The organism is Nonomuraea sp. NPDC050643 (assembly GCF_040654715.1).
GTDB lineage: Bacteria > Actinomycetota > Actinomycetes > Streptosporangiales > Streptosporangiaceae > Nonomuraea.
In genome coordinates, this window is record NZ_JBFAIM010000017.1 from 162510 (window position 1) to 186523 (window position 24014).

Consider the following 24014-nt stretch of genomic DNA (forward strand, 5'->3'; position numbering starts at 1 on the left):
GGCATGCTCCTATCGCGCGTGCGGGCTGAGGATGAGGGTGGAGTGGTGGTCGAGCACGCCGCCGTTGCCGCTGACCAGCACCATGTCGTTGCGCGGCGCCTGCCGGTCCCCGCCCTGGCCGCGGGCCTGGATGACGGCCTCCGACAACGGGGTCATGCCCCACATGTAGTACGCGGAGAGCTGGCCGCCCCCGGTGTTGACCGCCAGGCCGCCCTCCGGCCCGAGCACGCCGCTGGCGGCGAAGGGACCGCCCTCGCCCTTGGGGCAGAAGCCGTAGTCCTCCAGGGAGATGAGCGCGGTGTAGGTGTAGCAGTCGTACAGCTCGGCGACGTCGATGTCGGCGATCGTGATCCCGGCCATCTTCAGCGCCGTGGGGCCCGACAGGGCGGCGCCGCTGACCAGGCCGTACTCGCTGTCCCTGCCCATGACGTACCCGGGGTGGGCCTGTCCCCAGCCGCGGATGTGCACGGCGGGCTGGGCCAGGTCGGCGGCCCGCTCGGCGGAGGTCACCAGGACGGCGACGCCGCCGTTGCTGACCAGGCAGCAGTCGAGCAGGTGGAAGGGCTCGGCGATCCACCGGGAGTTCTGGTGGTCCTCAAGCGTGATGGGGTCGCGCATCTGGGCCAGGGGGTTCCTGACCGCCCATGCGCGCTGGGCGACGGCGATGTGGCCGAGTTGCTCGCTCGTGGTGCCGTACGTGCGCATGTGCCTGCGGGCGGCCAGGGCGTACATGGTGTTGGCGCTGGAGATGCCCGAGGCGGCGGCCAGTCCCTGCCAGCCGGCCGGTGGGCCGCCCGCGCCCGCGTAGGCGGCGCCGCCGCCCGTGCTCCTGTCCTTGAGGGGGGCGTCGGCGAAGACGCAGGCCACGACGTCGGCCATGCCGGAGGAGACGGCCATGGCGGCGTACTGGACCATGGCCCCCGCCGACGAGCCGTACGCCTGCACCTCCGACAGCAGCCGCAGGTGGCGCAGCCCGAGGTCGCGCTGGAGGCTCAGGCCGACGTCGCCGCTGATGCCGGCGTTGGTCAGCAGCCCGTCCACGTCGTACGGCTCCAGCCCGGCGTCGGCGACGGCCCGCCGCACCGCGTCGGCGGCGAACTCGGCGGCGGTGCGGCCGTAGACCTTGCCCATCTCCGTGATGCCGAGACCGGCGATGACGGCGTTCATCGGCCCTCCCAGACGGGGGCGCGCTTCTCGGCGAAGGCGCGCGGACCTTCCTTGGCGTCGGCGGAGCGCATGATGGCGGCCGTCTCGGCGGCGGTCCGCTCCCAGGCGGCCTGTTCCGAGGGGATCGAGCCGCCGGCGATGCCGCGCGCGATCCGCTTGCTGGCCTGCACGGACAGAGGCGCGTTCGCGCTGATCACCTCGGCCAGGGCGAACGCGGTGGTCAGCAGCTCGGCCCGCGGCACGACCCGGTTGACCAGCCCGATCCGCAGCGCGTCGGCGGCGCTCACCGGCTCCCCGGTCAGGAGCAGCTCCATCGCCACCTTGGTGGGCAGGTGCGCGGCCAGCCGGAACGCGCCGCCCGCGCCCGCGATGATGCCGCGCTTCACCTCCGGCAGCCCGAACGCGGCGCTCTCCGCGGCCACCACCAGGTCGGCCCACAGGGCGATCTCGGTGCCGCCGCCGAGCGCGAACCCGTTGACGGCCGCGATCACCGGCTTGGCGATGGGATGCGTCACGCAGCCGGCGAAGCCCCAGTGCGGTTCGACCCCTTCGGTGGTGAACTCCCCGCGGGCCACCTCCTTGAGGTCGGCTCCGGCGCAGAACGCCTTGTCGCCCGCCCCGGTCAGCACCACGGCGCGGACGGAGGCGTCCGCGTCGGCCTCGTCCAGGGCCTGTCCGACGGCCCTGGTGAGCGCGGCGTTCACCGCGTTGCGCGCCTCGGGCCGGTTCAAGGTGATCAGCATGATGTGGTCGCGGCGCTCGACGAGCGCGGCAGGCTCACCCATGGTCAGTTCCTCTCCATCGTCGTCTCCTCCAGCACGCCCCTGTCGATGAGCGCCTGGGTCTCGATCTCGGCCAGGCCGAGCAGCCTGGCCGCCACCACCCGGGTGTGCTCCCCCGCCAGCGGGGCCGGGCGCAGCTCGGGCTCGGCGATCCGGCGGAAGGCCGCCGGGCCGTTCTCGGTGCGCAGCGGGTGCCCGATGTGCGGATGACGCATCTCGCGCAGGAATCCCCGGGCGGTGAGCTGGGGGTCGTCGAGGTACTCGATGACGCGCCGCATCATCCCGGCGGGCACGCCGGCCGCCTGCAGCCGCTCCATGCACGCGCGTGGCGGCGTGAGCGTCGTCCACGCGGTCACGGCGGCGTCCACGAGCGCGCGGTGCTCGCGGCGGCCCGCGGCGGTGGCCAGCCGGGGGTCGGCGAGCAGGTCGGCGCGGCCGATGACCGCGCACAGGCTCCGCCACTGCGCGTCGTCCTGGACGTCCACCACGCACCACTCGTCGTCGCCCGCGCACGGGTAGACCCCTTGGGGCGCGTCCCACTCGCCGCTGTTGCCGTGGGCGGTGAACGTGCCGGGCTCCAGCGACTCGCGCAGCAGGCTCGTGGAGAGCTGGGTCAGGATCGTCTCGGCCTGGGAGACGCTGACGGTGCCGCCCCTGCCGGTACGCCGCCGAGCGATCAGTGCGGACAGCACGGCGACGGCCCCGACGCGGGCGGCGACGTGGTCGGGATAGATCGTGATGGCGTCGCAGAACCCGTCCTCGACGCCGGTGTCACGCCAGAGCCCGGTCAGCCCCGTGGAGGCGCGGACGAGGGGGCCGTATCCCATGCGCCGGCTCCACGGGCCCGTCGAGCCGAGCGCGCTGCTGTCGGCCATGACGACGCGCGGGTTCAGCGCGCCGATGACGTCGTGGCCCAGGCCCAGGGACTCCAGCGTGCCGGGCTTGAAGTTGGACAGGATGACGTCGCAGTCCGCGGCCAGGCGTTTGAAGAGCTCCAGTCCTTCGGGCGAGCGGAGGTCGATCCCGGCGCTGAGCTTGTTGCGGTGGCCCCAGGCGAAGCCGGCGGTGATGACCTCGCCGCCCAGCGACTGGCGGCTGCCGTCCGGGTACGCCCGGCTCTCGATCTTGATGACCTCGGCGCCCTGGTCCGCCAGCAGCCTCCCCAGCTCGGCGCCGACGACGATGACGCCCAGGTCCAGCACGCGCAGCCCTTCCAGCGGCCGGCGGGGGCCCGGCTCCGGCACGGGGGCCGGCACCGCTGCCGGGCTCGGCTTCGGCGCGGCGGCCCGCGCGCGGGCCTGCTCGGCGGACACCTCGGCGTCGTGCTCGCCCACCTCGGGGGCGCGGTGGCGGATTCCGGCCCGCGCGCCGTCCACCTCGACGTACCCGGACGGCAGGCGGCCGGTCAGCCCGGGGGCGATCTCGGCGTCGACCAGGCCCTCGCGGGCGGCGAAGTGCGGGCCGGCCAGCACGTCGCCCGGCTCGAGGAGCGCCGCGATGGGGACCCCGCGCTCCTGTCCCTGGGCCACGAGCTCGTCCCGGGTGCGGTGCCTGAACAGCTCGCCGATCAGGGCGTGCAGCCGGTCGGACGCGCCGTAGCGGCCGGCCAGGGTGTCGTAGGCGGAGTCGGCGAACTCCTCGGGCTCGCCCAGCCAGCCGAACATGCCCCGCCACTGCCGCCTGGCCAGCACGCAGATCCGTACGTGCCCGTCGGCGCATGGGAAGATCGGATACAGGTTGCCCGCGTGGGGCCGGCCGCGCGGCAGGTCGGTGGCCGGCACGCCGCCGGTCGCCGAGCCGCCGATGCCGAACCCGGGGTCCAGGGCCTGGGCGGTCAGCTCGTGCACGGAGCAGTCGACGTGGTCGCCGAGCCCGGTGTCGAGCCGGTTCAGGTAGGCCAGCAGGCCCGCGTACGCCGCCTGGACGGCCGCCGACTCGTACGCGAGCGGCCCGGGCGGCAGCACCGGCGCGCGCCCGGGAATGCCCGACCGCGACAGCACCCCGCCGAGCGCCAGGTGCGTCCAGTCGGTGCCGGCCCAGTCCCGGTAGGGGCCCGTCTGCCCGAAGTCGGTGATCGAGACGACGACGAGCGCCGGATTGGCCGCCAGGAGCGCGTCCGCGCCGAGGCCGAGCGCCGCCATGACGCCGGGCCGCTCGGTCTCGATGAGGAGGTCGGCACCGGCGGCCAGGCCGAGGAGCCGGTCACGGCCGGCCGGATCGCGCAGGTCCAGGGTGATGCCGCGCTTGTTGGCGTTGTGCGTGGCGAAGTACAGGCTGACGCCGTCGTGGACCGGCTCCCGCCGCCGTGTCGGCGCGCCGCCCGGAGGCTCGACGCGGATGACGTCGGCTCCGAGGTCGGCCAGGAACCGGCCGCACATCTCGGCCTTGCCGTCGGCCAGATCGATGACGCGCAGGCCGGTGAGGGGGAGGTCCCCGGGTGCGGGCATGGCGAGATCACCCCACTGTAGGAAAGGGCTGGAGGAAAGGGCTGTGTGAAGGACGCCGGCAGACGACCTGTCCTGGGCGGCGCCGCCGGACGCGGCCGGCGGATTTCCTGACGATGTCACGCGGATTCCGGTCTGCAAACGTCCGATACGGCAACGTGGCACGCGTCCGGATCCGCAACGTGCCTGTTGACGCGGGGTGACCGGCCGTCCCAGACTCCCGCTCATGGACGTACAGCAGCTCCGGTGTTTCCTCGCGGTGGCCGAGGAGCTCCACTTCGGGCGGGCCGCGGAGCGGCTTCACCTGACCCCGTCACCGGTCAGCCGCGCCGTCCGGGAGCTCGAGCGGGAGCTCGGGGCCGAGCTGTTCGTACGCCGCTACCACCAGGTGGAGCTCACCGCCGGCGGCACCGCCCTGGTCGGCCGGGTACGCGACATCCTGCGGCAGCTCGACGGCCTGAAGGAGGCGCTCGACGAGGCGTCCGGCACCCGCGTGGTGCGCGTGGGCGGGACCCACCTGTGCCCGCCGGCCGTGATGGACCGCTTCCTGCTGGTCGCCGAGGAGAGGTTCCCCGCCCACCAGATCGCGGCGACGATGGCGCCGTCGGCCGAGCTGCTGCCGGCCCTGGAGCGCGGCGAGCTCGACGCCGCCCTCGTCCATCTGCCGTTGGACCGCTCCGATCTCGACGCCCTCGTGGTGGCCCGCTACCGCTTCTCCGCGGCGATGCGGGCCGACGACCCCCTGGCCACGGCCTCCGAGCTGCGGTTGCGGGATCTCACGCACCGCACGCTGACCGTCGGCCCGCCCTCGCCCCAGCCCCTGGCGATGAACCGGCTGCACCGGCGGCTGAGGGACGCCGGGATCACCTCGTTCCACGAGATGCCGGGCCACGACGCGGTCATGCTGGCCAGCCACGTCCGCCTCAGCCACGGCCTCACCCTGACGCTCGACCCGCGCAACGGCGGCAGCGCGCGGGTCTTCGACGATCCGGCCTTCGCCGTCGTCCCGCTGCGCGACGATCTGGAGTTCCTGCTCGGTGTGGCCTGGTGCCGCTCCCGGGCCGGGCAGGACGAGGTCGTCCGGGGGCTGATCCAGGCCGTACGCCAGGAGTGGGCGGCCGGCACCCTGACCCTCTGACGGGCCCGCACATTGCGTTTTCGCGCATGTGCACGTGCGCCAAACCGCGATGGTCACCGGCGTCGGCGGCTGTTTACCGTTCCAGACACATCACCGCCCGTGAGCTCCGTCACAGCCGCCCGCCCCTCATGCCCCGGATCCGGCACACGTGCGCCTCCGGCTCATGCCGTTCCCACCGAACTCGAAGGAGGCCGCGATGTCCTCGACACCGGTCGACTCGCCCATCCCCGACGGCGCCGTCCCGCCGGCCGCAGGCCACGACGTCGACGCCCGCATCGACGCGATGCCGAAGGTCGGGCTCAGCAACGCGGCCTGGACCGCCCTCATGCTCTGCTTCTTCTTCGCCAACTACGACATCTCCGTCCTGACGATCACCCTGCCGTCCATGCGGGACGCGTTCGGGCTGACCGGCGCCGAGCTGGGCTACCCGGTCACCTGGAACCTCGTGGGCTACTGCATCGGCGCCTACGCGTTCGGGCACGTCGCCGACCGGCACGGCCGGCAGCGCGGGCTCGCGCTGACGATCCTGGCCCTCGGCCTCGGCGGGCTGCTCACCGCGTTCTCCTGGGACGTGTGGTCGCTGACCTTCTTCCGCTTCCTGACCGGCTGCGGCATGGGGGCGGTGCTGGCGCTGTGCTCGGCCTACATCGGCGAGTTGGCGCCGAAGAACCAGCGCGGCGGCTACCTGTCGCGCCTCTACCTGGTGGGCACGGTGCTGCTCCTGGTGGTGGGGTTCGCGTCGCTGCCGGTCCTCGCCGCCTCCTCCGACGGCTGGCGCTATCTCCTGGGCTTCGGCGGTCTGGTGCTCCTGGTGCTGCCGCTGGTGGGCAGGCACGCGCTGGTGGAGTCGCCGCGCTGGCTCGTCACCAGGGGACGCGGGCAGGAGGCGGACCGGATCGTGCGCGAGATGGAGTCTCGTGTCGGCCTGCCGGAGGGCGGTGCCGTGCCGGCCGCCGCGCGCACCGCCGCGCCGCCGGACGCGCCTGAGGCGTCGGTGCCCGCCCGTGCCCTGTTCAGGGCGCCGTACCTGAACCGCATGCTCATCGTGCTCGGCTTCTGGTTCATCTTCTACATCGCGATGTACGGCTACGCGAGCTACCTTCCGCTCATCCTCGAGGGCATCGGCATCTCCACCTCGGACGCGATCCTGGTCACCGTCCTGAGCCGGGTCATGCCGCTGATCTCCGTCGTCGCGGCCGTGCTGCTGGTGGAGCGCATGGAACGGCGGACCATGGTCGTCATCGGCACGCTGGTGTTCGCGGCGTCCCTGCTGCTCATCACCCTGAACCTGGGCGAGGCGGCGGCCACCGCGGGCGCCCTGTTCAGCTCGTTCGGCATCGCCTTCATGGCCACCCCGGCCTACACCTACACCGCCGAGGTGTTCCCGACCCGGGCGCGGGGCACCGCCTCGGCCATCGCGGACGGGGTCGGGCATCTGGGCGGCGCGGTCACGCCGTTCGTGGTGCTGCCGATCCTGACCTCGTTCGGGGCGCGGCCGGCCTCGTTCGTGATGGTGGCCCTGCTCGTGGTCGCCGCCGGCATCATCCGCCTCGGCGTACGCACCCGGGATCGCGCGCTGACGGACATCGCCGCCTGAGCCCGGCCTTGGGGAGGGCCGCCCGGGGGACACGGGCGGCCCTCCCTTCCTGGCGGGTCAGGCTCCGATGCCGGCCTGCGGTCCCGCGTACGTCCGCAGCAGGGACGGCACGTCGGCGGCCGGGTCGAGTGCGTAGGAGTAGAACGAGCCCGGGGTGAACGCCGAGCCGCCCGTCTCCTGCTGCCCGGTGCAGCCGGTGCAGATGCTGCCGCTCTGGCGGAGCTGGGCGGCGTCGTCGCGGTAGTAGGGGTCCTTGACGTTCTGGTAGTAGCTGTTCTCGATCACCATCTTCGTGGCGCCGCGCGAGTAGTTGCCGTAGCCGGTGACGTTCTGCAGGTAGTTGTTGTACAGGTGGGCGTAGGCGACGTTGTCGGTGCTCGGGTTGCGGGAATTGTTGTCGCGGATCCAGTTGTGGTGGATCGTCATCCGGGCCGTGACGTTCTCGGTCCAGCCGATGCCGAACGACTTGTTGTTCTCGGCCAGGACGTTCCAGGACACGGTGAGGTGGCTGGTGTCCTTGCGGCTGTCGATCAGGCCGTCGTTCATGCGCATGATCGCGTTGTGGTCGATCCAGACGTGGTGGGCGGTGTCCATCTGGATGCCGTCGTAGTCGTAGGCGTCGTCGCCGGGGTCGTCGTCGGCCATGCGGGTGTCGCGGATGGTCAGGTTGCGGATGATGACGTTGCTCACGCCGGCGGCGAGGAAGAAGCCGCCGTTGACGATGTGCCCCCTCGTGCCGACGCCGACGATCGTCTTGTTGGAGGCGACCCTGATCTCGGTGCCGTACGGCGTGACGGTGATCGTGCCGTTGACCTTGATGACGTAGGGGGTGGCGGCGGTGGCGTACCTGACCAGGTCGGCGTAGGTGGTCACGGTGACCGTGGGGCCGGCCGCGCCGCCGGTGGTGGTGGACAGGCCGCTGCCGCTGGTGGCGGCGAACCCGTCGGCGGTGTCCGGCCAGGTGCGCCCGCCGCCGCTGCCCGGCGCGGAGAACAGCCACTGCTTGTTGGTGTTGGCCGTGCAGGTCTCCTGGATGATCGCGGCCCCCGAGCTGGTCGAGGCGCCCTCATCGCTCAGGCACAACCCGCTGGCCACATTGACCACCTGGTAGGTGCCGCTGCCCGAGGCCACGAACCGCCAGTGCTGGTTCACCTTGGTGCCATCACCACAACCCCACTGCTGCAACCGCAACCCAGAGGTCGCCGCCCCGTTCGGCACGTCGAGACACCGCCCGCTGTTCACGTTCCGCACCGTGTAGATCCCCGACCCGGCCGACACGAGCGAGAACTGCTGCCAGGAAGCCCCCGAACAGCCCCACTGCTGCATCAACGCGCCGTTGTCCACCGAGCCGCCCACCACGTCCAGGCACATACCACTCCTGGCCACCTTGAGCTGATAGACACCGCCCGCCACCGGGGTGTCCGCCCGGACGGGCGCGGACACGAGCCCGAGCGCGGCCAGGACGGCGGCGACGACGAGAGCCGCGCGAGCGCGGACGTTCAAGACACGCATGGTCATCCTCCGGAAGGGGTCAGCCAATGGGGTTCCAGCCGTCGGACCCGGCGAGATAGCGCTGCGGGGTGTAGGTGGCGGCCTGGGCGTCGCCGAGCTGCGGCCGGTTGGAGTTGGTCCCGGCGCCCGCGCCGGTGTTGCGGTACTCGAGGAAGCGGGCGTTCCTCCAGGAGTTGGCGGACATGTCGGTCCACGGCTGTGAGGTGTTGATCACCGAGCCCAGCGTGGACTCGCGGTAGAGCACCTGGGCGTCGGGACGCCACGGGCGGCCCAGGGTGGTGGTGCCGGCCGAGGCGGCTCCGGAGATCCTGGACCGGTAGAACAGGAAGCCGTACGTCTTGGCGGCGTCGGTGCTCGCGGCCGTGATCGGGCCGCCGGTGCTGCGCTTCTCGTAGATGTCGCAGTTGTCGAGGACGATGGTGCCGCCGCCGAAGATGAAGTCGACGGTGCCCTCGACGTACGAGTTCGACACGTACGCCCGTGCCGCGTTGTTGACCAGGAACGTGTCCTGGTCGCCGAGCAGGCGCACATTGGTCAGCCGGGCCCGGTCGGCGTTCAGGTTGAGGGCGACCGCCTGGTGGCCGGTGAGGTTCGGGTCCTCGTTGAAGTCGTTGGAGATCGTCAGGTTGGTGGCGACGAAGTCATGGCCGTCGACGAACATGGTCGCGCTGCCGGACGTCCCGTACTCGCCCGCGTGGTGGTTGTTAACGATAACAGTCTGCGCCGCCGAAGATCCGAGACCTTGGAACGTGACGTGGGGTTTGGTCGAGGGCACCCGGACGATCTCCCGGTACGTCCCCGGCGCGATGGTGATCGTGACCCGGCTCGCGTTCCCGGCCGGCACGGCGTCGACGGCCGCCTGAACCGTCCGGTACGTGCCGCTGCCGTCCGCCGCCACCGTGGGCCTGCCGCTCGACGACAAGGGCGCGAACAGCCACTGCTTGTTGGTGTTGGCCGTGCAGGTCTCCTGGATGATCGCGGCCCCCGAGCTGGTCGAGGCGCCCTCATCGCTCAGGCACAACCCGCTGGCCACATTGACCACCTGGTAGGTGCCGCTGCCCGAGGCCACGAACCGCCAGTGCTGGTTCACCTTGGTCCCGTCACCACAACCCCACTGCTGCAACCGCAACCCAGAGGTCGCCGCCCCGTTCGGCACGTCGAGACACCGCCCGCTGTTCACGTTCCGCACCGTGTAGATCCCCGACCCGGCCGACACGAGCGAGAACTGCTGCCAGGAAGCCCCCGAACAGCCCCACTGCTGCATCAGCGCACCGTTGTCCACCGAGCCGCCCACCACGTCCAGACACATACCACTCCTGGCCACCTTGAGCTGATAGACACCGCCCGCCACCGGGGTGTCCGCCCGGGCGGCCGACGGCACCATCAGGACGGTCGCCGTGGCCGCGAGCATGGCGGCGCCCGCGAGTTTGCGCACGAACATTTCGCGCCCTCCTTCCTCGTCGCCACTGAGAAAGAGGCACGCGCCCTATATATGTCAACCCAAGAAACTAAATGCGGCGGAAAACCTGAGGTCGCCTCTGAAACTTTCACACCAGCGTGGTGCCCGGCCGGCACGACCCCTATGAGGCTCCGTCGCGGGCGGCCCCGCGAAAATTTCGAGATTGTGGAAATCGTTCCTGCTCAGGCTGTTTCCAGGGGTTCTCACACCGTTGACGACGCGTTCGTGCTGACGCACCGTTTCGTGCAACCCCTCAGTCAGGAGCCCCTAAATGCCACCCCGACGCACGTCGCCGCCGGCGGAGGCGCGTTTGTCGGTGCCCTCCCCTACTGTCGCCGCCATGACCGCCGCCACGACCGCCGCCACGACCGCCGCCACGACCGCCACCACGACCGCCACCACGACCGCCACCACGACCGCCACCACGACCGCCACCACGACCGCCACCACGACCGCCACCACGACCGCCACCACGACCGGCACCACGACCGGCACCACGAGCGCCTGGGACGCCATCCGCGCCGCCATCGACGCCGAAGACGTCGCCGCCGTCGCGACCCTGATGATCGGTTACGACGACGCTCAACGCCGCGAGGTGGCGCGCGAGTTACCCGGATACCTGCCGATCGCCCAGCAGGCCGGGGCCCGCCGCGACCAGGAGCTCACGGAGCGGAACCATGCCCGATGGCACGAGCTCGCGCTCAGGGCCAAGGAGCTCGACCGCTCCGTCTACGAACTGCCGGAGGCCATCACGCTGCTGAACCAGCATTCGCCCCTGGGGAGCCTCTGGATGGAGCCGATGCGCGTGGCGGGAGCCGGTGCCATCGCGGGCGCCGCGGCCGTCGTGGCCTGGCTCAACAAGCGCGATCTCGAGCGCTCCTGGACGCCGCGCCACGCCGACGACGTCCCGGCCATCCTCGAGGTCGTCGCGGCGCGACCCGTCGCCTGGCAGCAGGACCTCGCCGTGCGCCTGGCGCTGCGGCTGCGCGGCGCCCGCCCCCGGACGGGCGACCGGCGGGCGCGGCTGGCGCTGGAGCTGCTGCGCGCGACCGGGGCCGAGCCGCCCGAGCACGACCCGCTCACCCTCGCGTGGGTGGTCGCCACCCCTCTCGGCGACCTGGCCGGCGATCCCTTGCTGGACGTCATGCTGCCGCGGCTGTTCGAGGCGGAGGGGGCCGGCCGGCTGCTGCGCGACGACCGGGGCCTGCCCGCCACGCTCGGCAAGCTGGCCGCCAAGGGGCGCGTACGGCGGGCGGCCCTGCTCGACGGCTGCCGCACCCGGTTCCTGCGCGGCGGCCAGGCCGCCGACCTGCGCTTCTTCGTACGCCTGCACGACCTGCTCGACCCGGCCCCCGAGGAGGTCACGCCGCATGCCGGCGACTACATGGCCCTGCTCGCGCACGGCCCGGCCAACGTCGCCGACCTGGCGCTGCGGCAGGTGCGCGCGCTGAAGCTCACGCCCCCGGCGGAGGCCGTCGAGGGCCTGCTCTACCGCGGTGAGGGCAGGCTCGTACGCGCCGGGCTGGCCCTGCTCGACCGCATGCTCAAGGCCCCCGGTTGCGACGTCGACGCCTACGCGCCCGCGCTGGCCGCCGCGCTGCTCTGCGAGTCGGCCGAGGCCCGGCAGCGGGCGGTGAGGCTGACGATCAGGCACGCCAGGCGCTTCAGCCCGCTGGGGGCCGAGACGATCAGGGAGACCGTGGCGATGCTGCCTCCCGGCGACGGCACCGAGCTGGCCGGGGTGTTCGGCGGGGAGGCGGTGCCCGCGCCGGAGCCGGTCCGTTTCGTCCCCGGCCCGTTGCCCGCCGCGCCCGAGCCCGCGCCGATGCCGCTGATCAGCCAGGCCAGGGCGCTGGCCCGCCTCAGGCTCGCCGAATTCGAGTGGCGGGAGTCGGAGCAGTGGCTCGACGGCTTCGTCCGGCTGGTGGCCGGCGGCGACCGCGACGAGTTGCTCGCCGAGCTGGCCCCGATCGCCGCCCGCGGCCAGGATCACGACTACCTGAGCCATCCCTGGTGGGGCACCGCCGAATGGGCTCGCGCCATGGCCAGAGAGCTGACCGAGCCGGGCACCGAGCGCGGGATCGTGCGGGACGGCGAGGTCAACCCGCCACGGCGCGTCCCCGAGATGACGCAGGACGGCGCCTGGAAGATCATGCCGCTGGCCCGCTTCGCCGAGGTCTACCAGGCGCAGCTCGACCGCCGGATGCCTCCCTACCTGCTGGCCACGCCCACCCGCGACAACGGCCTGCTGGACGCGGAGGCGCTGGTCGAGCGGCTGGAGGGCTACGAACGCGACGGCGTGACCGCGCTGCCGCTGGACCTGCGGCAGGCGCTGCTGCGGCTGTCCCGCAAGGTCGCCCCGGAGGTGGCCGCGCGGGCGGCGCGCCTGACCGGGCAGGCGGGGCGCACGGTGTGCCGGTGGCTCACCGACCGGCCCGCCGATCCGGAGGTGGTGCTGCGCTGGGAGGGCGGCGACCGCGGAGCCTACCTCAGGTCGGAGTTCGTGAGCGGGCCCGAATACGCCGAGGTGATCGGCGACTTCCTGGTGCCGCGGACGCGCGAGGAGATCTGCCGGCTCCTGCTGCCCGTGTTCGCCGGGCATCGGGAGCTGGTGGCCGCTCGATCGGCCTTCACGCTGATGACGTACGGGCCGTCCAGCAGGCCCTCGTCGGACGACCTCGAACTCCTCGCCCTCGCCGACGGGCCCGGCGGACCGGGGCTGGCGCTGCTGCTGGCCCACTTCCTGCTCGGCGACCCCGACGGCGGCGCCCTGCGCTCTTTCCTGCGCCTGGCCGCCGCCGGTGACCTGCCGGGCGCGGAGGTGGGCAGGCGACTGGCCGAGCGGCTCAGGAGAGGTGAGGAGGGCCCGTCCGTCGCCGTCGCCGTGCTCAGGGAGGCGGCCGAGCGGGGCGCGCACCGGGAGGTGTGGCAGGTGATGACCGGCCTGCTGCCCGCCTACCTGCCCGGGCCCGGGGAGCGGGCGACGAGCGCGCACACGCGGCTGATGAGCTTCGCGGCCGAGGTCGCCGAATGGGTGGACGCGCGGGGCGAGCTGGCGGTGGTGGCCGAGGTGGCGGGGCGGGCCCGCGGCTCCGAGCTGGTCCGCCAGGCCCGCCGCCTGCACGCCCGGCTCACCGCCGTCGCGGCGACCCCCGTGCCGGCCGCCGCTCCTTGAGCCACCGACCTCAGCCAAGCCTCAGCCGAACCTCAGCCGAGGTCTCACCTCGGTCGGGGTCCCGCCTCGATCGAAGGTGTGTCTCGGCCGAGGGCGAGCCCTGGTCGAGGGCGAGGGTTCAGTTGAGTTCGCAGGCGTTCTCGGTGTCGCCCGCGTCGGACAGGCAGCGGTCGGTGCCCGCGCCGCCGTTGAGCGTGTCGTTGCCGGCCACGCCGTCCACGGCGCTCAGGAGGTCGCCGCCGCCCTGGCCGTTCAGGACGTCGGTGCCCTGGCCGGCTCTGAACTCGTTCGGCTGGCTGTTGCCGGTGACGGTGTCGGAGCCGAATCCGGCGAACACGTTCTCCACGTCCGCCCGCAGGTTGTCCCCTTCGCCGGTGAACCCGTCGTTCGCCACGTCGTTGAGCGTGATCGTCAGCGGGTCCGTACGGTTGTTGTAGGCGGCGGTGTCGATCCCGGGACCGCCGGAGAAGTCGTCGGCGCCGTCGATCGGGAGGTCGGCGTTGTAGATGTCGTTGCCCCCGTTCCCGCTCACGATGTCGTTGCCCACGCCGGGGAAGAACTGGTCGGTCCCGCCGCCGCCGTTGAGCGTGTCGACGCCCGCGTCACCGTGCTGGTGGCTGCTGATGGAGACGGTGGTGTTGGTGACGGTGTCATTGAGGTCGCCCGCGAACACGCGGACGAGGAAGACGCCGTCGCACCGGACCTCGCTGCCGAACGTGGCGCAGTCCCTGCCGCTCGCGCGGACGACGTCCGCGGAGTCGGTGATCACCACCTGCCCGGCCGCGTTCTCGCTGATGGTGATGTTGTTCGCCCGTCCCGGTGCCGCCGACACGTTGAGGTTGCCGAACGTCGCGCTGACCAGCGTGTCCGCGTGGGACGGCAGCGCGAACACCGCCTGTAGTCCCACCACGGCCACGACCGACGCCGCGACGGCCAAGAACTTTCGCATGCTCTCCGCCTTCCTGAAGTCGTGAGACTCCAGTACGGCAGGCCGCCGGGACCCCTAGTACGTAGAAGGCCACAGTCCGGCTGTGCCGGCGGGCATTGCGCCGCGCTCAGTCGAGCACATGCTCCCCCGGCGTCGCCAGCACCCTCCGGTACACCTCCTCGTACGCCGCCGTCATCGCCCCCAGGCTGAAGTGCCGCTCCACGCGCTCCCGGCAGGCGGCCGGGTCGAGCCGTCCCGCGGCCTCGATCGCGGCGGGCAGTTCCGCGGCCGTCCGCACGACGAACCCCGTACGGCCGTCGACGACGATCTCCGGCACCGCGCCCCGGCCGAAGGCGACGACGGGCGTGCCGCAGGCCATCGCCTCGATCATGACCATGCCGAACGGCTCCTCCCACTGGATGGGGAACACGAGGCAGCGGGCGGCGGCGAGCAGTTCGCGCTTGAGCTCGGCGTCGGCCTCGCCGACGTACGTGGCGTCGGAGCCGAGCTTGGGCCGGACGTACTCCTCGAAGCAGGCGTGCTCCGGCGGCTCGGACAGCTTCCCGGCCAGGACGATGTGGTGGCCGGCGGCGCGGGCGGCGTCGATGGCCAGGTGGGGTCCCTTGCAGGGGTTGAACCTGCCGAGCCACAGCACCCAGTCCTCCTTGTCCTCGCGGAAGGGGAAGGAGTCGACGTCGAGCGCGTTGTGGACGGTGGCGACCCAGTTCAGGTCGGGCGCGCGCTCGCGCTGGGCGTTCGAGATCGCCACCAGCGAGATGTCCTCGCCGAGTTCGCGGTAGCAGGCGCCGAGTTCCCCGTGCGAGGCGGCGTGGCAGGTGACCACGGTGGGCACGCCGCGCCCCCTCGCGGTCAGCGGGCCGGCCAGGGAGTGATCGTGCACGATGTCGGCGTCCAGGTCGGCGAGCATGCGCAGGGCGCGGGCGGCGTGCAGCAGGTCCGGCAGGGGGTCGCCGATCCGGCCGGAGGGCGGATTCGGATATGTGCACAGGAACCGGGCCGGGAGCGTGGTGTGTCCCGCGCCGATCAGGGTCACCTCGTGACCGCGCTCGGCCAGCCCGTTGACCAGGCCGGCGACCACCTCCTCGATGCCTCCGTACCCTCGGGGCGGCACGTCCAGCCAGGGCGGCGCGATCATGGCGATGTGCAGCGGCCGGTTCTGCTCGCTCGCGGGCATCATGACGCGGCCAGCCCGTCGGTGCGGTCGCTGATGCCGCTGGAGGGCGGGCGCGGCTCGGTATGCAGCTCGATGCCGTCCGGCATGGGCGACACCACGGGCGTGCGGCCGTCGTCGCGTACGCCGACCGTGATCCGGCCGCCCGCGACGGGCATGTCGCTGATCTCCAGCTCGCCGAACCCCGGCGGCAGGGCCGGGGCGAGCCAGAGCTGCCCGTACGGTACCCAGGGATCCAGCCGCAGCAGCGTCCGCATCAGATGGATGGGCGCGGCGGCGGCCCACGCCTGCGGCGAGCACGAGGTCGGGTACGGGATCGGCTGCGGGAACTCGTTCCTGTCGAACCCGCAGAACAGCTCGGGCAGCCGCCCGCCGAACGCCTCCCCCGCCTCCAGGAGCGCGATGACGACCCGCTGGCACTCCTCGACGTAGCCGTACCTCATCAGGCCGGCGGCCACGATGGCGTTGTCGTGCGGCCAGACCGAGCCGTTGTGGTAGCTCATCGGGTTGTAGGCCCCCATGGACGAGGCCAGCGTGCGCATTCCGAAGCCGGTGAACATCTCGGGCGACAGCAGGTGGGCCGCCACCTGGTCCGCCTTGTCCTCCTCGATGATGCCGCTCCACAGGCAGTGGCCCATGTTGGAGCCGAGGCCGTCGATGGGCCGCCCCTGCCCGTCGAGGCCCATCGCGTAGTAGCCGAGGTCGGGCAGCCAGAAGCGCTCGTTGAACGCCTTCCTCAGCGCCTGGGCCCGCCGTACGCAGCGCCGCTCGGTCTCGTCGTCGCCCCTCTCGTGGGCGAGGTGGGCGCGGGCGAGGTAGGCGGCGTAGACGTATCCCTGGACCTCGGCCAGCGCGATGGGCGGGCGGGCGATGGTGCCGTCGCGGAAGTTGACGCCGTCGAAGGAGTCCTTCCAGCCCTGGTTGACCAGTCCGCGGTCGGTCTTGCGCCGGTACCAGAGGAAGCCGTCGCTTCCGCCGTACTCCTCGATCCAGTTCAGGGCGGCGTCGGCGTGCGGCAGGAGCTCCTCGACGGCCTTGGCGTACAGGCCCCAGCGGCGCAGTTCGCCGAGCAGCATGACGAACAGCGGGGTCGCGTCCACCGAGCCGTAGTAGGCCCTGCCGCCGTACGGGGAGTCGCCGTTCCTGATGCCGAAGCGCAGCTCGTGCATGATCTTGCCTGGTTCCTCCTCGGAGAGGGGGTCGACCTTGACGCCCTGCAGCCGGGCGAGCCGGAACAGCGTGCCGAGCGCCAGCGACTGGTCCAGTGGCAGCGTCATCCAGGAGGTCAGCAGGGAGTCGCGGCCGAACAGCGTCATGAACCAGGGCGCGCCGGCGGCGATGGCCGGCGGCTCGTCCGGATGGTCGGGGTCGAAGAGCCGCAGGCTGCCGAGGTCCTCGCGGGAGCGGCGCATGATCTGCTCGAGGGCGAGGTTGGAGCTGCTGAACTCGGGGCTGTCGCGGGTCCAGGCAGTCAGGCGGCGGGCGGGCTCGGCGTGCTCGATGGAGTGCTCCGCCGGGAACCACGCCGCGCTCTCCACGCCCTCGATGATCGGGTTGACCACGAGCGTCGTACGCCACTCGCCGCGCGGCGGGATGACCGGGTGGAAGGTGAGCAGTCCGGGTGTGGCCACCATGCACGGGTCTGGCGGCTCGGCCACGATCTTGGCGCCGCGGGCCCGGCAGGCCGAGACCACCTCCAGCCCGTGGTCGTTCGGCCGTATCTCGACGTCGGCGGCGGGATGGACCCGCTCGGCCTTCACCTCGAACAGGTCCGCCAGGTCGGCCCCCACGTGGACGCTCACCGAGCAGCCGGCCGGCTCCTGGGACATGTTGCGCAGCAGCAGGTCCTCGCGCAGCCCGCCGCCCACATAGCGCTCGCGCACGACCAGCAGCGTGCTCTCGGGCGTGCCGGGCCGCGCTCGTCCCTTGCCCACGAACGTGGCGTGGTAGGGAGCGGTGGAGATCGTCTGGAGCGGCTCCACGGGATGGTCGTCCACCCGCAGCGTCCACTTCGATATCAGCCGGGTGTCGGCGTGGTAGAGGCCCAGCGAGCCGCCGGGCTCGATGTCGCCGTCACGATGGCACAGGCAGAACGAGCCGCCCTCCACCAGCGTGACCGTGTCCCCCAGCGCCCCTGGTTGCCCCTCGAACGTCCAGCCGCTCATGACCTGCCCCCTAGCTGTCCCCCACCCCCTCCTGCCCCATGTCCGAATACATAACGCTTTGCCCCTGTTACGAACTGTGTCCGTTTTCCCGTCGGCAGCGGCGCGACGACCAGGTGATCGCCTCGACGGACTTGCGGCCGGGCTGTCGCCCGCTTCGCCTGTATCGTATGTTTAATCATACTTTTAGGGTGTTAGCGATGATCAGCCTCGAACCACCGGGATCACGCTCGGGCGGCCTGCACGCCCGGCTCGTGGACGCGCTCGGCATGCGGATCGCCCACGGCGACCTGCCCGTCGGGGGCCTGGTCTCCCCCGAGCACGTCGAGGCCGAGTACGAGGTGTCCCGGTCGGTGGTGCGCGAGGCGCTGCGCACGCTCCAGGTGCTCGGCATGGTCAGGCCGCGTCACAAGGTCGGCACCACCGTTCAGCCCCAGGCGTCCTGGGCGCTGCTCGACCCCCAGGTCATCGCGTGGCGGTCCGACGGCCCCGACGCCGACATCCAGCTCGCGGAGCTGCTGACGCTGCGCGAGGCCCTGGAGCCGGCCGCGGCGCGGATCGCCGCGACCCGCGCCCAGGACACTCTGGTCGAGACGCTCGATGAGCGGCTCGCGACGATGCGGGAGGCGTACGAGCGGCGCAACCGCCCCGCGTTCGCCTCGGCCGACACCGCCTTCCACCGCGCGCTGCTCGACGGGGCGGGCAACGCGGTCCTGAGCCAGCTCGGGCAGACCCTCATCGCCACCCTGCACGCCCGCTACTCCGAACGCCGGCGGTTCTTCACCGACGACACCGCCACCTCGCTGGAGCGGCACGCGGACATCGTCCGGGCCGTCGCGGCGCCGGATCCGGCGGGGGCCGAGAGCGCGGCCACGGCACTCGTCCGCGCGTCGCGGGTCGAGGTGCTGGGGCCCGACCCCGCATGGGAGCGATGACATGCCGACCGCGAACCCGGCGTTCGACCTCACCGGCAGGCTGGCCCTGGTGACCGGCTCAGGCCGCGGCATCGGCCACGCGATCGCCAGGGGCTACGCGCTCGCGGGCGCCCGCGTGCTGCTCAACGGCCGCGACCCGGCCCGCGTCGAGGCCGGCGCGGCGGCCCTGCGCGACGAGCTCGGGCGGCGGGACATCTTGGCCGCCGCCTTCGACGTCACCGACCCGGCGGCGGTCGAGCGGGCGTGCGAGGAGATCGTCGGCGCGCACGGCTGTCCGGACATCGTCGTCAACAACGCCGGCATCCAGATCAGGGGGCCGCTCACCGAGATGCCGATGGACGACTGGAGACACGTGATCGACACCAATCTCACCAGCGGCTTCGTGGTCGGCCGCGCGTTCGCCCGCCACATGCTCCCGCGCGGCAGCGGCAAGATCATCAATGTCTGCTCGGTCCAGAACCACCTCGTCCGCGCCTCCACCGCCCCGTACGCGGCCGCGAAGAGCGGGCTCGGCGGGCTCACCCGGGTGATGTGCGCCGAGTGGGCGCCCGGCGGCATCCAGGTCAACGGGCTCGCGCCCGGCTACATCGACACCGAGCTGAACGCGTCGCTGGTGGCGGACCCGGAGTTCACGCGCTGGATCACGGGGCGCACACCCGCGGGGCGCTGGGGCCGCGTCGACGACCTCGTGGGCCCCGCCATCTGGCTCGCCTCGCCGGCGGCGGACTTCGTCAACGGCCAGGTGATCTATGTCGACGGCGGCATGACGGCGGTGCTCTGAATGGACGTCAAAGCGCTGGTCGTCGCCGGTCCCGGTGAGATGCGGGTCGAGACCCGTCCCCTGGCGGAGCCCCGGCCGTACGAGGCCGTGGTCCGGGTCGTCTACGGCGGGATCTGCGGCTCCGACCTGCACTACTGGCGGGAGGGGCGGGTGGGCGAATCCGTCCTGCGCGCGCCCATGGTGCTGGGGCACGAGGTGGTGGGTGTCGTCGCCGAGCCGGCCGCCGACGGATCGGGGCCACCCGCGGGCGCCCGGGTCGCCGTGCACCCGTCGCGGGTGTGCGGACGTTGCGCGCACTGCCTGCGGGAGGAGCAGAACCTCTGTGACGACCTGCGCTATCTGGGAAGCGCCGCCCGGAGCCCGCACACGGACGGCGGCTTCGCCGAGCGGCTCGTCGTGCCCGCGAACCGCCTCGTCCCCATCCCCGACGGGCTCGACCTGAGGACGGCGGCCCTGGCCGAGCCCGCGTCGGTGGCGCTGCACGGCCTGGGCCGGGTACTGCAGGCGGGCCGCCGCGTCGAGGGCGCCGACGTGCTCGTGGTCGGCGCCGGCCCCATCGGCCTGCTCAGCGCCGCGCTCGCCCGCGCCGAGGGGGCGGCCACGGTCACGGCCGCCGACCTGCACGACGCGCCCCTCCGGCAGGCCCTGCGCGTGGGCGCCACCCACATCGTCCGCGCGGACGGCGACGCGGCGGTGCCGCCCGCCGACGTCGCGATCGAGTCCTCCGGGTCCGCGGCGGGGCTGGCGACCGCGCTCCAGGCGCTGCGCCGGGGCGGGATCCTCGTCGCCGTGGGGCACCTGCCGCCCGACGGCGTCACCGCGCCGCTGCACCTCGCGGTCACCAGGGAGCTGACCCTGGCGGGGTCGAGCCGCTTCCACCACGAGATGCCCACCGCGTTGTCGATGATGAGCCGGTACGCCGGGCGGTTCGCGCCCGTCATCACCTCTGTCCACGGGCTCGACGCCGCGCCGGCGGCCTTCCGGCAGGCGGCCGACGCCCGGCGGTCGAGCAAGGTCCTGCTGTCGCTCACCCCGGACCGGTGACCGGGCGCCCGAACCGTGCGGCCTCACGCGTCCGGGGGTCGCTGCCCGAGCTGCCGCCGCAGGTCGGCGATCTGCCGCTCCAGGTCGGCCCTGCCCTCCGCCGGGGACGCGAACTGGCCGTAGCGGACGGCGCGGGTCTCGTCGCCGCCGGGCGGCGGCTGCACCTCGTACTGGACGTGCCCGTTGTACGGGGCGGCGACCGGAAGCCGCTGCCACGGGGGCGGGGGCACCGCGCCGTACCCGCCGGGTGAGGGCGCGGCGAAGGGCGAGTCGGGCCGGGAACGCCGGCGGCCCCGCCTGCGCGAAGCCTTGACCAGGACCCTGGCCAGCACCAGGGCGACCACGAGGGCGACCAGCGCGCCCACGCCGATCAGCACCCACAGCAGGATCGGGCTGGGCGTCTCGTCCTTGCCCGCCGAGATCGCCTGCTGGGAGTCGCTGATGTACTTGGCCACGTAGGGATGGTTCGGGAACAGCGCCTGGACCTCGCGGAGCTTCGGCAGCGCGGCCGAGTAGTGGCGCCGGAAATAGTCGTCGAGCGCCTCGTTGTACCGCGTCGTCGTGACGGCCTGGCCCGGCTTGATGTTCTTCTCGCCGAGCTTCTCCTTGACGATGCTCACCGGCAGGACGAAGCTCTCGCTCTCCGAGGCCTCACCGCCTTCGCTCACCGTGCCGGCGATGAGCATGCCGATGACCTTGCCGTCCTTGCCGAACACCGGCCCGCCGGAGTTGCCGTGGTAGGAGGGCGCCTGGGTCTGGATGTAGGGCACCCCGGTCTGCGTGGTGCGCTTGGCGTTGTACGGCCCCTCGGTCAGCGCCGGCTCCAGCTTCGACTCCAGGCTGAAGAACGGTGTGTTCGTGACCAGCCCCGGGAACCCGCTGATGTAGAGCGTGTCACCGGTACGCACGTCCGCGTCGTCGCCGAGCGGCACGGTCGGCAGGTTCTGCTGCCCGTTGACCTTGAGCAGCGCGAAGTCCTTGCCCGGATAGCTCTCGCCGACCGACACCAGTTCGGCGGGAACCGGCTTGGCCGTCTTGTCGACGCCGCCGCCCGGCAGGCTCTGGACCACCGACAGGCTCTGCCGCAGGTCCCGGATCTTCATGTGGCCGGTGTTGAACGTGACGTAGATCTGCTGCGCGAGCTTGACGATCTCCTCGTCGGCCTCGATCCCCCGCAGGCCGCTGATGATCTCCTTGGCGTCCTGCTCGTTGAACCTGGCCAGCGCCTGCTGCGCGAACAACCGGCTCAGCTCGGTCTCGCCGACCTGGACGCAGTGGGCGCCGGTGACCATGTAGCCGTCGGGGGTGACCCACCATCCGGTGCACAGCCCGCCCACCTCGGCCTCCACCTCACGCTCCGGGGTGGTCGCGGTGAGGTAGGTGTCCACGTCGGCCGCGATCCGCTGGAACAGCCACTTGGCGATGCTGCGCTCGTCCGAGGAGATCTTGCCCTCCGTCACGGCGACGGTGGCCTGCTCGACGAGCCGGTCGAAGGTGGCCTGGTTGATCGTGCTGGTCGGCACGGCGACCGTGCCGGTGTAGGTCAGGCTGGTCAACTGGACCGCGGGCTGGGTACGCGCGGCCAGCCAGGTGCCGACGGGCACCTCCGGCCGCTCATCGGGGGCGCCGTCGGCCGCTGCGGGCGACGCGGGCAGCGCGACCGCCAGGAGGGCCGCCGCAGCCGCGGCGATCTTGCGCGACCTCTTCTTGAAATTACCGCTCACATCCGGACATGCTGAGGGAGCGCGCTTGTTGGTGGCTTGGAGCCTACTGGGAGCGTTCGCACCCGGGGACGCCGCTCATCCGGATCGTCGCCGTCGCCCCGCCGGGCAGGGCCAGCACCACCACGTCGCCCTCGACGCGCACGCCCGGCTCCGGCGGCTCCTCCCCCGCGAGCCACACCAGGCTGACGTAGAGCGCGGTGCCGCCCGGGTGGGCGTCGGCGAGCGCGTAGGGGGTGGCCGAGTGCGGGCCGAAGGCGTTGGCGCCCTCCGCCGTCGCCAGCCCCGCGTCCGTGTAACCGTGCAGGCCGCGCACGGCGCTGGTCAGCCCGTCGGGGCGCCGGGCCAGCGCCAAGGCTTCCCCTTCGCGCACGTCGAGCGGGCCCCGCGCGGCCAGGGCGTGTCCGCCGTCCCGCACCTGGTGGCCGGCGGGGGCGGTGACCTGGTGGATCCTGATCTCCGCGGCCCCGTCGACGACCGAGGCGGTCACCACGCGCACGGGGCCGTCGCGGTAGGCCGAGGCGGCGAACCGGTCGGACACGGCCAGCGGCTCGATGCGCCGCCTGAGTGAGGTGGTGCCGTCGGGGGCGATGACGGCCAGGTGGTTGTCCACGCCCCGCGCCTTCTCCCCCACCTCGGGGCCCGTGTGGGTGGTGTAGGCGAACTTGAGGTAGTGCGGGTCGGGCTCGCCGTCCGGGTCCTGGACGCGGTCGCGGTCGCTGCCGTGGTTGACGAGCCGTACGACGCCGTCGGAGCGGGTGGCGTGCAGCAGCCAGCCGGGCGCGGGCATGGCGATCGCCTGGTCGGCCCGGTCGATCGGGGCTGCCTCCTCGGCGTCCGTCCAGACCGGGTGCTCAGGCGGCAGCAGCAGGCCCAGGAACGCCTTGCTGGCCCAGTACGGCGACGCCGGGCCCGAGTAGTCCTGGGCGATGGGCAGGAAGGGGTCGTACCAGCCGAGGGTGAGCAGGCCGTGCTCGTCGGGCGCGCCGCGCTCGGTGAAGTGGCGCAGCACGCCGCTGGCGATGCGGCGGGTGCGGCCGGGCGGCAGGGGCGAGGCACCGGTCAGCGCGCCCAGCCACAGCGGGGCCACCGTCGCGTAGCGGTAGGTCAGCGAGCGTCCCTGGTGCAGCGGCCCGCCGTCGGCGGCGAAGAAGTGCTGGTACTGCGTCAGGAAGCGGTGCAGGCGGGCCGCGTAGAGCTCCTGCCTGGCCGTATCGCCGGCCATCCGGGCCCACAACGACGGATAGAGGTGCAGCGCCCAGCCGCAGTAGTAGTCGAAGTTCTTGCCCTTGCCGTCGGAGTACCAGCCGTCGCCGGCGTACCAGTCCTCGATCCGCTCCAGCCCGCCGGTGATCTCGTCGGGTGCGTGCGGCCCGCCCACCTCGGCCAGGAACTGCTCGACGACCACCCGGAACAGCACCCAGTTGTTGTCCGGCGTGCGCCGCCCGGCGAACCCGGCCAGCCAGGCCACCACCCGCTCCCGATCGGCCGGGGCCAGGCGGTCGAACAGCCACGGCCGGGTCTCGTGCAGCGCGAGCGCGATCGAGGCCGCCTCGACGAGCTGCTGGGACATGTCGGTCAGCGCCGGCCACGCGTACGGGTGCGCCGGGTCGGTCCCGGCGGCCAGGCCGCGGGCGTAGCGCTCCAGCAGCGCGGGCGGCACCTCGCCACGGGCGCCGGCGATCCTGAAGGCGGCCAGCAGGAACGTGCGGGCGAAGCCCTCCAGCCCGTCGCTCACCGGCCCCGACCTGCTCGCCCGGCCGGGCAGCCGGAACTGGGCGAAGCCCTCGCTCGCGTACGGCACCACGGATTCCAGCAGCCGGTCCGCCACGGCCTCCCAGTGCGCCCGGGTCCAGCCGGTGTGGCCGGACAGTCGTTCGTCAGGCGGCGGGAGACGCAGAGACATGAAACGGATCCTAGGCCATCGGCAGTAACCGTTTTAACGTTACGGCGAAAAGGCGTCGCCCGGCGGGATTT

The 24014-nt window shown here is 72.6% G+C and carries 16 protein-coding genes; 6 read left to right on the plus strand and 10 right to left on the minus strand.

Annotated elements, in window-relative coordinates; translation table 11 throughout:
• Positions 1-9: 9 nt before the first annotated feature.
• From AB0I15_RS24375 to AB0I15_RS24385, 3 genes are read right to left on the minus strand one after another with little or no spacing between them, the layout of a single operon-like run.
• On the minus strand, positions 10-1167 hold the full coding sequence (locus tag AB0I15_RS24375) for a thiolase family protein (protein ID WP_358099593.1): 1158 nt from the start codon (positions 1165-1167) through the stop codon (positions 10-12).
• Positions 1164-1952 (minus strand): crotonase/enoyl-CoA hydratase family protein, encoded by a 789-nt coding sequence (locus AB0I15_RS24380; RefSeq protein WP_358099596.1) that lies wholly within the window; start codon positions 1950-1952, stop codon positions 1164-1166. Before AB0I15_RS24380 ends, AB0I15_RS24375 begins: the two co-directional genes overlap by 4 nt.
• Positions 1953-1954: 2 nt before the next feature.
• Positions 1955-4396, minus strand: a complete 2442-nt coding sequence (locus AB0I15_RS24385; protein ID WP_358099598.1) for a CoA transferase — start codon at positions 4394-4396, stop codon at positions 1955-1957.
• Between the two features lie 223 nt (positions 4397-4619).
• Here AB0I15_RS24385 and AB0I15_RS24390 point away from each other — a divergent pair, with 223 nt between their 5' ends.
• On the plus strand, positions 4620-5531 hold the full coding sequence (locus AB0I15_RS24390; protein ID WP_358099601.1) for a LysR family transcriptional regulator: 912 nt from the start codon (positions 4620-4622) through the stop codon (positions 5529-5531).
• A 196-nt stretch (positions 5532-5727) separates the two neighbouring features.
• Positions 5728-7128 (plus strand): MFS transporter, encoded by a 1401-nt coding sequence (locus tag AB0I15_RS24395; protein WP_358099604.1) that lies wholly within the window; start codon positions 5728-5730, stop codon positions 7126-7128.
• A 57-nt stretch (positions 7129-7185) separates the two neighbouring features.
• On the opposite strand, the gene AB0I15_RS24400 is transcribed toward AB0I15_RS24395, so the two are convergent.
• Both AB0I15_RS24400 and AB0I15_RS24405 read right to left on the minus strand, forming a co-directional pair.
• Positions 7186-8631, minus strand: a complete 1446-nt coding sequence (locus AB0I15_RS24400; RefSeq protein WP_358099607.1) for an RICIN domain-containing protein — start codon at positions 8629-8631, stop codon at positions 7186-7188.
• Positions 8632-8659: 28 nt separating this feature from the next.
• Positions 8660-10081: a pectinesterase family protein gene (locus AB0I15_RS24405; RefSeq protein ID WP_358099610.1), complete on the minus strand. Its 1422-nt coding sequence runs from the start codon at positions 10079-10081 to the stop codon at positions 8660-8662.
• 358 nt (positions 10082-10439) lie between these two features.
• On the opposite strand from AB0I15_RS24405, the gene AB0I15_RS24410 reads away from it, so the two are divergent.
• Entirely contained in the window at positions 10440-13274 is a 2835-nt protein-coding gene (locus tag AB0I15_RS24410; RefSeq protein WP_358099613.1) for a hypothetical protein, read from the plus strand.
• 118 nt (positions 13275-13392) lie between these two features.
• On the opposite strand, the gene AB0I15_RS24415 is transcribed toward AB0I15_RS24410, so the two are convergent.
• From AB0I15_RS24415 to AB0I15_RS24425, 3 genes are all read right to left on the minus strand, one after another.
• Positions 13393-14223, minus strand: a complete 831-nt coding sequence (locus AB0I15_RS24415; RefSeq protein ID WP_358099616.1) for a hypothetical protein — start codon at positions 14221-14223, stop codon at positions 13393-13395.
• A 106-nt stretch (positions 14224-14329) separates the two neighbouring features.
• Positions 14330-15400, minus strand: coding sequence for a glycosyltransferase family 4 protein (locus AB0I15_RS24420; RefSeq protein WP_358099619.1), 1071 nt, complete (start codon positions 15398-15400; stop codon positions 14330-14332).
• Positions 15397-17559 carry a glycogen debranching N-terminal domain-containing protein gene (locus tag AB0I15_RS24425; RefSeq protein WP_358099622.1) on the minus strand — a complete coding sequence of 721 codons (2163 nt, stop codon included), beginning with the start codon at positions 17557-17559 and terminating at the stop codon, positions 15397-15399. Before AB0I15_RS24425 ends, AB0I15_RS24420 begins: the two co-directional genes overlap by 4 nt.
• A 197-nt stretch (positions 17560-17756) precedes the next feature.
• On the opposite strand from AB0I15_RS24425, the gene AB0I15_RS24430 reads away from it, so the two are divergent.
• The 3 genes from AB0I15_RS24430 to AB0I15_RS24440 are packed head-to-tail and all read left to right on the plus strand — an operon-like array spanning position 17757 to position 20316.
• Positions 17757-18491 carry an FCD domain-containing protein gene (locus AB0I15_RS24430; RefSeq protein ID WP_358099625.1) on the plus strand — a complete coding sequence of 245 codons (735 nt, stop codon included), beginning with the start codon at positions 17757-17759 and terminating at the stop codon, positions 18489-18491.
• 1 nt (position 18492) lies between these two features.
• Positions 18493-19272, plus strand: coding sequence for an SDR family oxidoreductase (locus tag AB0I15_RS24435; protein ID WP_358099628.1), 780 nt, complete (start codon positions 18493-18495; stop codon positions 19270-19272).
• On the plus strand, positions 19273-20316 hold the full coding sequence (locus AB0I15_RS24440; protein WP_358099631.1) for an alcohol dehydrogenase catalytic domain-containing protein: 1044 nt from the start codon (positions 19273-19275) through the stop codon (positions 20314-20316). It begins immediately after the preceding gene.
• 23 nt (positions 20317-20339) lie between these two features.
• On the opposite strand, the gene AB0I15_RS24445 is transcribed toward AB0I15_RS24440, so the two are convergent.
• Positions 20340-22040 carry a serine protease gene (locus AB0I15_RS24445; protein ID WP_358099634.1) on the minus strand — a complete coding sequence of 567 codons (1701 nt, stop codon included), beginning with the start codon at positions 22038-22040 and terminating at the stop codon, positions 20340-20342.
• Positions 22041-22083: 43 nt separating this feature from the next.
• Positions 22084-23943, minus strand: coding sequence for a DUF2264 domain-containing protein (locus tag AB0I15_RS24450; protein ID WP_358099637.1), 1860 nt, complete (start codon positions 23941-23943; stop codon positions 22084-22086).
• Positions 23944-24014 lie beyond the last annotated feature (71 nt).

What these genes read in the sequence shown, in the direction of transcription:
- AB0I15_RS24375 (WP_358099593.1), bottom strand. Translation starts at nt 1,167, where the DNA reads ATGAACGCCGTCATCGCCGGTCTCGGCATCACGGAGATGGGCAAGGTC.
- AB0I15_RS24380 (WP_358099596.1), bottom strand. Translation starts at nt 1,952, where the DNA reads ATGGGTGAGCCTGCCGCGCTCGTCGAGCGCCGCGACCACATCATGCTG.
- AB0I15_RS24385 (WP_358099598.1), bottom strand. Translation starts at nt 4,396, where the DNA reads ATGCCCGCACCCGGGGACCTCCCCCTCACCGGCCTGCGCGTCATCGAT.
- AB0I15_RS24390 (WP_358099601.1), top strand. Translation starts at nt 4,620, where the DNA reads ATGGACGTACAGCAGCTCCGGTGTTTCCTCGCGGTGGCCGAGGAGCTC.
- AB0I15_RS24395 (WP_358099604.1), top strand. Translation starts at nt 5,728, where the DNA reads ATGTCCTCGACACCGGTCGACTCGCCCATCCCCGACGGCGCCGTCCCG.
- AB0I15_RS24405 (WP_358099610.1), bottom strand. Translation starts at nt 10,081, where the DNA reads ATGTTCGTGCGCAAACTCGCGGGCGCCGCCATGCTCGCGGCCACGGCG.
- AB0I15_RS24410 (WP_358099613.1), top strand. Translation starts at nt 10,440, where the DNA reads ATGACCGCCGCCACGACCGCCGCCACGACCGCCGCCACGACCGCCACC.
- AB0I15_RS24415 (WP_358099616.1), bottom strand. Translation starts at nt 14,223, where the DNA reads ATGCGAAAGTTCTTGGCCGTCGCGGCGTCGGTCGTGGCCGTGGTGGGA.
- AB0I15_RS24420 (WP_358099619.1), bottom strand. Translation starts at nt 15,400, where the DNA reads ATGATGCCCGCGAGCGAGCAGAACCGGCCGCTGCACATCGCCATGATC.
- AB0I15_RS24425 (WP_358099622.1), bottom strand. Translation starts at nt 17,559, where the DNA reads ATGAGCGGCTGGACGTTCGAGGGGCAACCAGGGGCGCTGGGGGACACG.
- AB0I15_RS24430 (WP_358099625.1), top strand. Translation starts at nt 17,757, where the DNA reads ATGATCAGCCTCGAACCACCGGGATCACGCTCGGGCGGCCTGCACGCC.
- AB0I15_RS24435 (WP_358099628.1), top strand. Translation starts at nt 18,493, where the DNA reads ATGCCGACCGCGAACCCGGCGTTCGACCTCACCGGCAGGCTGGCCCTG.
- AB0I15_RS24440 (WP_358099631.1), top strand. Translation starts at nt 19,273, where the DNA reads ATGGACGTCAAAGCGCTGGTCGTCGCCGGTCCCGGTGAGATGCGGGTC.
- AB0I15_RS24450 (WP_358099637.1), bottom strand. Translation starts at nt 23,943, where the DNA reads ATGTCTCTGCGTCTCCCGCCGCCTGACGAACGACTGTCCGGCCACACC.